At 49.4% G+C, this 9,042-nt stretch carries 4 protein-coding genes and 1 pseudogene; all 5 read left to right on the forward strand.

Annotation, left to right across the window (positions count from 1 at the left end; all coding sequences use genetic code 11):
• Positions 1–169: 169 nt before the first annotated feature.
• Complete coding sequence (locus PRUB_RS06600) at positions 170–460, forward strand: DUF6419 family natural product biosynthesis protein (protein ID WP_010382742.1); 291 nt, start codon at positions 170–172, stop codon at positions 458–460.
• A 62-nt stretch (positions 461–522) separates the two neighbouring features.
• Positions 523–1,656 (forward strand): 4-phosphoerythronate dehydrogenase, encoded by a 1,134-nt coding sequence (locus PRUB_RS06605; protein ID WP_010382740.1) that lies wholly within the window; start codon positions 523–525, stop codon positions 1,654–1,656.
• A gap of 1 nt (position 1,657) precedes the next feature.
• Positions 1,658–2,674, forward strand: a complete 1,017-nt coding sequence (locus tag PRUB_RS06610; RefSeq protein ID WP_010382738.1) for an aspartate-semialdehyde dehydrogenase — start codon at positions 1,658–1,660, stop codon at positions 2,672–2,674.
• Positions 2,675–2,999: 325 nt separating this feature from the next.
• Positions 3,000–5,981, forward strand: coding sequence for a FimV/HubP family polar landmark protein (locus PRUB_RS06615; RefSeq protein ID WP_198452320.1), 2,982 nt, complete (start codon positions 3,000–3,002; stop codon positions 5,979–5,981).
• Positions 5,975–9,042, forward strand: a pseudogene (locus PRUB_RS06620) (hypothetical protein); the annotation flags it as partial. The gene PRUB_RS06615 and the pseudogene PRUB_RS06620, both read left to right, overlap by 7 nt.

Genomic DNA, 9,042 nt, shown 5'->3' on the forward strand with positions numbered 1-9,042 from the left:
CTAGCTTGTTGGACCAGTGATTTCAAGCCTAAATAGCATCTTATCTTTATTTTAGTTGCTATTTATTTGCCACGCGAGTTAGCTACCTTGGTGTTGTTTTTATGTAATGAGTTTGTAATCTTAAGGTTTTCTTCTATAGTTGAAGAGATGATTCTAGGAGGGAATAGTCATGCAATATGGAACATTGTGCGTCGCCTTTGCGACCTTTTTTTCGATGCTGCTTTCAGCACATCTTTATCAACCTGCTGTATTTCTTAATCTTGCCAGCTGCGTTTTGTGCGCTATGTATGGTTACCAGGGGGCCAGTATCATTGCCATGTTTTTAGCCTGGTGCAATGTACAGGCATTTTTAGTTAGCCCATGGATTAACCTGACCGAGCAACCCAGCATTAAAGTGTTGGTGATCTTTTTACTTTGCGTGATGTTTGCGGCTATCAGTATTGGTGTCAGTAAACGTTAGCCTGTTGTCCGGGCGATGGCTGCGGTACAATAAGAGGTCCGTGTATCGTTTGGGAAGTATAAATGAAGATCCTTGCAGATCAGAATATGCCCCTGGTAGAAGAGTTTTTCTCTGATCTTGGGGTAGTAAAGCGCTTTGATGGCCGCAGTCTGACTCCACACCAGCTGGCAGATGCAGATGTGCTGCTGACACGCTCAGTGACTCAGGTGAACAGCACACTGTTGGCTGAGGCAGCACAACTCAAGTTTGTTGGCACTGCGACTATAGGTGTTGATCATATCGACAGACCTTTGTTGGCTGAGCGTAATATTGGTTTCGCCAGTGCCCCTGGATGCAATGCCGTTGCCGTTGCCGAGTATGTGATCAGTGCATTGTATGCCTACGCACAACACAAAGCGATTAATCTGCAAGGCAAAAAGCTCGGTATTGTTGGGGTGGGCAATATAGGTCAATGCCTACGTGAAAAGCTGGCTGCCAGTGGCATTGAGTTGTTGCTGTGTGATCCGCTTCGTCATGAGGACGGTAGCTTAGACCAGCATATGCCACTTGATGACTTGTTGGCGCAGGCAGACATCGTTACTTTCCACGTGCCTTTGGTTAAAACCGGTGGGCATCAAACTCGTCATCTGCTCAATGCACAGCGTATTGCAGCCCTGAAACCAGGCATGTTAGTCATCAATGCAAGTCGTGGCGATGTGATTGATAATCAGGCGTTGTTAAATGCGCTTGAAGCTGGGCAAGCAATTGATCTGGTTTTGGATGTCTGGGAAAACGAGCCAGACATTCTGATGCCGCTGTTAGAACATACCTTGTTTGCCTCGGTCCATATTGCCGGCCATACCTTAGAAGGCAAGGCACGCGGTACACAAATGTTATATCAGGCGCTGTGTAATCAGTTGGGGGTAGAGGCGAGTAAATCACTTGAGTCATTTTTACCTATTCCGGCACTGACTTCTTGTTATGCAGAGCATACGCTGAGTGAACAGGAACTCGGCAGACTGGTGCATCTGGTCTATGATATTCGTCGAGACGATGGTCTGATGCGCAGTAATATCGCCAGTCAGGGGTTTGATATGTTGCGAAAAAACTATCCACCTCGCCGCGAGTTCAATACCCTTACGGTACAAAATGCCCCCCAATGTGGGCAGCAGTTACAGCAGCTTGGTTTTAAAGTAGTTAATTCGAATGAGGAATAATATGTCGCAGAAATACGATGTGGCGGTGCTCGGGGCAACCGGGTTGGTCGGTAAGCAAATTATTGAAACACTGGCAGAGCGAAAGTTCCCGGTTGGCAACCTCTATCCTTTGGCGAGTAGCCGTAGTGCGGGTGAGGAAATAGAGTTTAACGGCGAAACACTCACAGTGTTGGATGTGGCTGATTTTGATTTTAGCCAGGCCCATATTGGTTTATTTTCTGCCGGTGGCAGCGTGTCTGAGCAGTATGCTCCGATAGCAGCGGAAGCGGGCTGTGTTGTGATTGATAACACCTCACATTTTAGATACGACTATGACGTGCCGCTGGTGGTGCCTGAAGTAAACAGTGCCAGCCTGGCAGATTTTCGCAATCGCAACATCATCGCCAACCCAAACTGCTCGACGATTCAAATGATGGTGGCATTAAAACCGATTTACGATGCTTATGGTATAGACCGTATCAATGTGTCTACTTATCAAGCCGTATCGGGTGCAGGTAAAGAAGCGGTTGAAGAGCTGGCAAAGCAAACGGCCAACCTGATGAACGCCAGACCAGTAGAAAACGAGGTGTTTACTAAGCAGATCGCGTTTAATGTGATCCCGCAAATTGATGCGTTTCAGGATAATGGCTATACCAAAGAAGAAATGAAAATGGTGTGGGAAACCCAAAAGATCCTGGGTGATAGCAGCGTCATGGTCAACTCTACGGCTGTTCGTGTGCCCGTTTTTTATGGCCATGCCGAAGCCATTCACCTGGAAACTCGTATGCCTTACGACCTGGAGCACATTAAGCAGCTGTTAAATGATGCCCCGGGTATTGAACTGATTGAAGACGAACAGGATTACCCTACGCCGGTCAGTGACGCCAGTGGCAATGATACCGTCTATGTGGGTCGCCTGAGAGCGGATATTTCTCACCCTCATGGTTTAAACCTGTGGGTTGTATCTGATAATACGCGCAAGGGTGCTGCAACGAACAGCGTACAAATTGCTGAAGAATTGATTGCGCACTACTTATAATCTTTTTCTGGGTCTGTTTATTCTGGCAGACCCGTTTCGCCCCGGTTGTCCCTGAACGGCAGCAATTTGCCTCTTTTGATTTCTGTCCCGCCAAGTTGATGTATTTCGACTATCCTTGAGGGTATTCAGGGGCTTAAACAATGCATAGCTAACTCACCAAAAAGCATGATAAGAATGTTAATTTTCAATACTTTGGCGATGGATATTCGCTGTTATCTGGTTTATAGTTGGCAATTGGAACAGAGCTTGCACAAGCCCTATTAAGCACAATTCAGTAGTCGCGTTGCCGTCAGGGCAATGCAAGAAGAGTATACAAAGGAACAGCATGCGCGGTTTAGCCTTTATTTGTATCTTAGCAATGGCCCTTATTGCAGCGCCCGTTCACACTCAGGATGGGACCGTTCTTAAAGGTCCAAAAGGAGTGGATCTTGGTCTTCAGGGCCGATCGGTTGGCCCAATCAAGTCAACAGATACTTTGTGGCGTATCGCGCATAAAATCCGCCCGAGCGATTCGGTTTCAATCTACCAGGTCATGCAGGCTTTGTATGAGAAAAACCCCCAGGCTTTTCTCGACAACAACCTTAATCACATGCGCGACGGCGCTTACCTTAAAATTCCCACACTGGCCGAAATCCGCCGTGTTAATCCGCAGTTGGCAAGACAAAAATCAGATCAGGATGATGAGCTATGGGAGCTGAAAAAAAGCGGTAAGCTCGATCAGGCCACCATAGATGCTGCCGACAAACGTGTTACGCAGGCACGTAAGGTTGATGTAGAAGAAGCGCGTGAGGCGCTAACCAACGAGCTCAAATCGCTCAAGATGGAGCAAGATTCTCGGCTCCATGAACTGCAAACCCAGTTTAAAACCTCTGTGCGTAGTGTTGAGGAAATTCTTGAAGAAAATAACGAGCTTGAGAGAAAGCTGAATAATATCTCTGAAGAGCTCAAAAATGTACAGGATCAGCTTGGCAGAGACAGCGAAATTCAACAGCAGCTGAAAGCTGTGATTGACATGCAGAATGAGATAATTGCCCAGCAGCAAATGCAGGCGCAGGCAGAAGCCGAATTCAGCATTGCTAAGTTATTTGCCAACCCGCTGGTTGTTGCTTTACTCGCGACCATTCCTGCTTTACTGGTTATTGGTGCAGTTGTCATGCGTTTGCGCAAAGGCAAGGCTAAGCAAGCGGAGGAAGACGATGAGTTCTTACCTCAATCACCTGCACCAGCTGCAGCTGCCGCCGCAGCAACAGCGGCGGTTGATCCGCTCGATTTGGATATGCCGCAAGACAATGCCGAAGACGCCTTAAACGAAGGTGTGCAGCTTGATGACGATATTCTGCCTGATGACGAAATTGTTTTTGACAGCCTCGAAGATGATGGGTTTGAAGAAGGTAACGATACGCTCGAACAGGATGAGCTGGATAGCTTACTCAATGACGACATTGTGTTTGACGATGAGTCGGATGTAAATAATGAAGAAGCCAGTACTGATGACCTCGACGACTTCCTGCAACAGAATTTCGATGAAGCTGATGACAGCCTGGGTGATGAGATTACGCTGGATGTTGACGCAGAAGCTACGCAGGATGACAACGATATACTCAGTGCTGATGATATTGACGATCTGTTCAATGAAGTCGGGGATGAAGCCGATGATGATACGCTGGATGTCAGCGATGATGCCCTTGCAGCATTAAGTGAGGAGTTAGCCGAAGAAAGCCTTGAAGAAGGTGATAGTTCAGATACAGCGACTGACGAGGACTTTGATCTTGATGACATTGACAGTCTGATTGATGAAGTCGGGGAGTCGCCCCCAAAGTCCCCAGCGGCTGAGGGAGCAGCAACAGACGATGGCATTCTGAGTGCCGACGACATCGATGATTTACTCGACGGTGCGCTCGATGATGAACCGGATATTGCAGAAGACGACTTCGATGTTGATGACATAGATAGTCTATTAGACGGAGCCGTTGATACAGTTACAGAAGACGATTTACAGGTTGAAGAGCCGGATGATATCGATAGCTTGTTAGAAGCAGCCGCTGATCCGGTCGTCGAAGAGGAAGTACTTGCAGAAGAGCCTGACGATATCGATAGTCTGTTAGAAGCAGCCACTGATCCGGTCGTCGAAGAGGAAGTACTTGCAGAAGAGCCTGATGACATCGATAGCTTGTTAGAAGCAGCTGCTGATCCAGTTGTCGAAGAAGAAGCGCTGGCAGAAGAGCCTGATGATATCGATAGCTTGTTAGAAGCAGCCGCTGATCCGGTTGTTGAAGAAGAAGTGTTGGCAGAAGAGCCTGATGATATCGATAGCTTGTTAGAAGCAGCCGCTGATCCGGTTGTTGAAGAAGAAGTGTTGGCAGAAGAGCCTGATGATATCGATAGCTTGTTAGAAGCAGCCGCTGATCCGGTTGTTGAAGAAGAAGTGTTGGCAGAAGAGCCTGATGATATCGATAGCTTGTTAGAAGCAGCCGCTGATCCGGTTGTTGAAGAAGAAGTGTTGGCAGAAGAGCCTGATGATATCGATAGCTTGTTAGAAGCAGCCGCTGATCCGGTTGTTGAAGAAGAAGTGTTGGCAGAAGAGCCTGATGATATCGATAGCTTGTTAGAAGCAGCCGCTGATCCGGTTGTTGAAGAAGAAGTGTTGGCAGAAGAGCCTGATGATATCGATAGCTTGTTAGAAGCAGCCGCTGATCCGGTTGTTGAAGAAGAAGTGTTGGCAGAAGAGCCTGATGATATCGATAGCTTGTTAGAAGCAGCCGCTGATCCGGTTGTTGAAGAAGAAGTGTTGGCAGAAGAGCCAGATGACATCGATAGCTTGTTAGAAGAGGCTGCTGATCCGGTCGTTGAAGAAGAAGTGCTAGTAGAAGAGCCTGACGCAGCGCCGGAAGACGACCTACTGACAGAAGAGCCGGATGACCTGGATGGTTTGTTAGAGGAAGAGCCTGACGCAGTGCCGGAAGATGACCTACTGACAGAAGATCTGGATGGTTTGCTTGAAGAAGAGCCTGACACAGACCCAGAAGACGAGCTACTGGCAGAAGAGCCGGATGACCTGGATGGTTTGTTAGAAAAAGAGCCTGGCACAGTCCCAGAAGACGAGCTACTAGCAGAAGAACCGGATGACCTGGATGGTTTGTTAGAAGAAGAGTCCGAGGTAGCGCCGGAAGACGAACTACTGGCTGAAGAACCGGATGATCTAAACGGTTTATTAGAAGAAGAGCCTGATGCAGTGCCGGAAGACAAACTACTGGCAGAAGAACCGGATGACCTGGATGGTTTGTTGATGATATCGATAGCTTGTTAGAAGCAGCCGCTGATCCGGTTGTCGAAGAAGAAGCGCTGGCAGAAGAGCCTGATGATATCGATAGCTTGTTAGAAGCAGCCGCTGATCCGGTTGTTGAAGAAGAAGTGTTGGCAGAAGAGCCAGATGACATCGATAGCTTGTTAGAAGAGGCTGCTGATCCGGTCGTTGAAGAAGAAGTGCTAGTAGAAGAGCCTGACGCAGCGCCGGAAGACGACCTACTGACAGAAGAGCCGGATGACCTGGATGGTTTGTTAGAGGAAGAGCCTGACGCTGCGCCGGAAGATGAATTACTGGCAGAAGAGCCGGATGACCTGGATGGTTTGTTAGAGGAAGAGCCTGACGCAGTGCCGGAAGATGACCTACTGACAGAAGATCTGGATGGTTTGCTTGAAGAAGAGCCTGACACAGACCCAGAAGACGAGCTACTGGCAGAAGAGCCGGATGACCTGGATGGTTTGTTAGAGGAAGAGCCTGACGTAGCGACGGAAGATGACCTACTGACAGAAGATCTGGATGGTTTGCTTGAAGAAGAGCCTGACACAGCCCAAAAAAACGAGCTACTGGCAGAAGAGCCGGATGACCTGGGTGGTTTGTTAGAAGAAAAGCCTGGCACAGTCCCAGAAGACGAGCTACTAGCAGAAGAACCGGATGACCTGGATGGTTTGTTAGAAAAAGAGCCTGGCACAGTCCCAGAAGACGAGCTACTAGCAGAAGAACCGGATGACCTGGATGGTTTGTTAGAAAAAGAGCCTGGCACAGTCCCAGAAGACGAGCTACTAGCAGAAGAACCGGATGACCTGGATGGTTTGTTAGAAAAAGAGCCTGGCACAGTCCCAGAAGACGAGCTACTAGCAGAAGAACCGGATGACCTGGATGGTTTGTTAGAAAAAGAGCCTGGCACAGTCCCAGAAGACGAGCTACTAGCAGAAGAACCGGATGACCTGGATGGTTTGTTAGAGGAAAAGCCTGATGCAATGCCGGAAGACGAACTGCTGGCAGAAGAACCGGATGACCTGGATGGTTTGTTAGAAAAAGAGCCTGGCACAGTCCCAGAAGACGAGCTACTAGCAGAAGAACCGGATGACCTGGATGGTTTGTTAGAGGAAGAGCCTGATGCAGTGCCGGAAGACGACCTGCTGGCAGAAGAACCGGATGACCTGGATGGTTTGTTAGAAGAAGAGCCTGAAGCAGCGCCGAAAGAAGAACTGCGGGCAGAAGAACCGGACGACCTGGACGGTTTGTTAGAAGAAGAGCCTGACGCAGCGCCGGAAGACGAACTACTGGCAGAAGAGCCGGATGATCTGGATGGTTTGTTAGAAGAAGAGCCTGACGCAGCGCCGAAAGAAGAACTGCTGGCAGAAGAACCGGATGACCTGGATGGTTTGTTAGAGGAAGAGCCTGACGCAGTGCCGGAAGACGAGCTACTATCAGAAGAACCGGATGACCTGGATGGTTTGTTAGAAGAAGAGTCCGAGGTAGCGCCGGAAGACGAACTACTGGCTGAAGAACCGGATGATCTAAACGGTTTATTAGAAGAAGAGCCTGATGCAGTGCCGGAAGACAAACTACTGGCAGAAGAACCGGATGACCTGGATGGTTTGTTAGAAGAAGAGTCTGAGATTAGTTCATTGACTGGTGCAGGCCACTTGGACGGTATGCTTGAAGAGGAAGAAGATCTTCAGTCATTGCACGATAAGGCCGAGGGCTCTGTTGAACTAGAGTTGGAGGTCACTGAGCCAGTTGCAGAGTTGGATGAGCCAGCATTAGCCGAAACAGAAGATGAGTTACTCGATGAGTTTGCCGAGGAGCTGGTTCACCCATCAGAAGAAGCTGAAACTCAGGCGCCGCCTCAGTTACAAAATGTCGATGAGCTACTAGAAGCGCTCGAGGCTGAAACGGATGACTTTGACACCGCACTGGACAACGATGTTGAGATTGACCTTGGTGATGACCCCCTCGCCGACGAAGACATAGATCTGTCAGAAGATGAAGAGCTTGCTGAACTTGATCCTGTTACGCCCAGTGAAGAGCTGAGCAGTTATCCTGAATTGCAGATGGACGAATTAGAGGAAGATGTGCTCTCCCTGGATGATGATCCTGAGTCGGCAATCAGTGAAACGGAAAGAGCACTCGCGCAAAGCCTGGAGCAAGATGAAGCCGCTGGCTTGCTGGATGATGGACTTGATGAAGAGGGTGACGATTTACTGGATTTCGGTGGTGACTTTGATGATCTGGATGGGCCCGATTTTGAAATAGAGCTCGAAGGGGATACTGAGCAGAGCGCAGAGCCAGTCGCAGAGCAGCTAGAGGAAGACACCTCTCTGGATGACGATTTAATGGATGAGGCGCTGGCAGATGAAGACTTCCCGGCATTTGATGAAGACGAAGCGCTCGAAGCAATGGAGGCTGAACCAGCAGCGGCGGAGCCGGAGGCAGAAGAGGCCCCTTCAGAAGCAGAACAAGCGGAGCTAGCGGATGACGTGATGGCGGATGAAGACCTCCCGGCATTCGAAGAGAGCGACGCCCTTGAAGCGATGGAAGCAGAGCCAGCTGCGGCAGAAGAGACACTAGCAGGAGAGATCGAAACACAAGAAGAGTTGCTGGCGGATGATGCGCTGGAAGACGAAGACTTCCCGGCATTTGATGAAGACGAAGCGCTCGAAGCAATGGAGGCGGAGCCAGCAGCGGCGGAGCCGGAGGCAGAAGAGGCCCCTTCAGAAGCAGTCGAAGCAGAACAAGCGGAGCTAGCGGATGACGTGATGGCGGATGAAGACCTCCCGGCATTCGAAGAGAGCGACGCCCTTGAAGCGATGGAAGCAGAGCCAGCTGCGGCAGAAGAGACACTAGCAGGAGAGATCGAAACACAAGAAGAGTTGCTGGCGGATGATGCGCTGGAAGACGAAGAATTCCCGGCATTCGAAGAAGACGATGCGCTAGAAGCGATGGAGGCGGAGCCAGCAGCGGTGGAGCCAGAGGCTGAAAAGGTCCCTTCAGAAGAAGCCGAAACAGCAGAAGAGTTGCTGGCGGATGACGCGCTGGAAGACGAAGACTTTCCCGCGTT

This window comes from Pseudoalteromonas rubra, assembly GCF_000238295.3.
GTDB lineage: Bacteria > Pseudomonadota > Gammaproteobacteria > Enterobacterales > Alteromonadaceae > Pseudoalteromonas > Pseudoalteromonas rubra.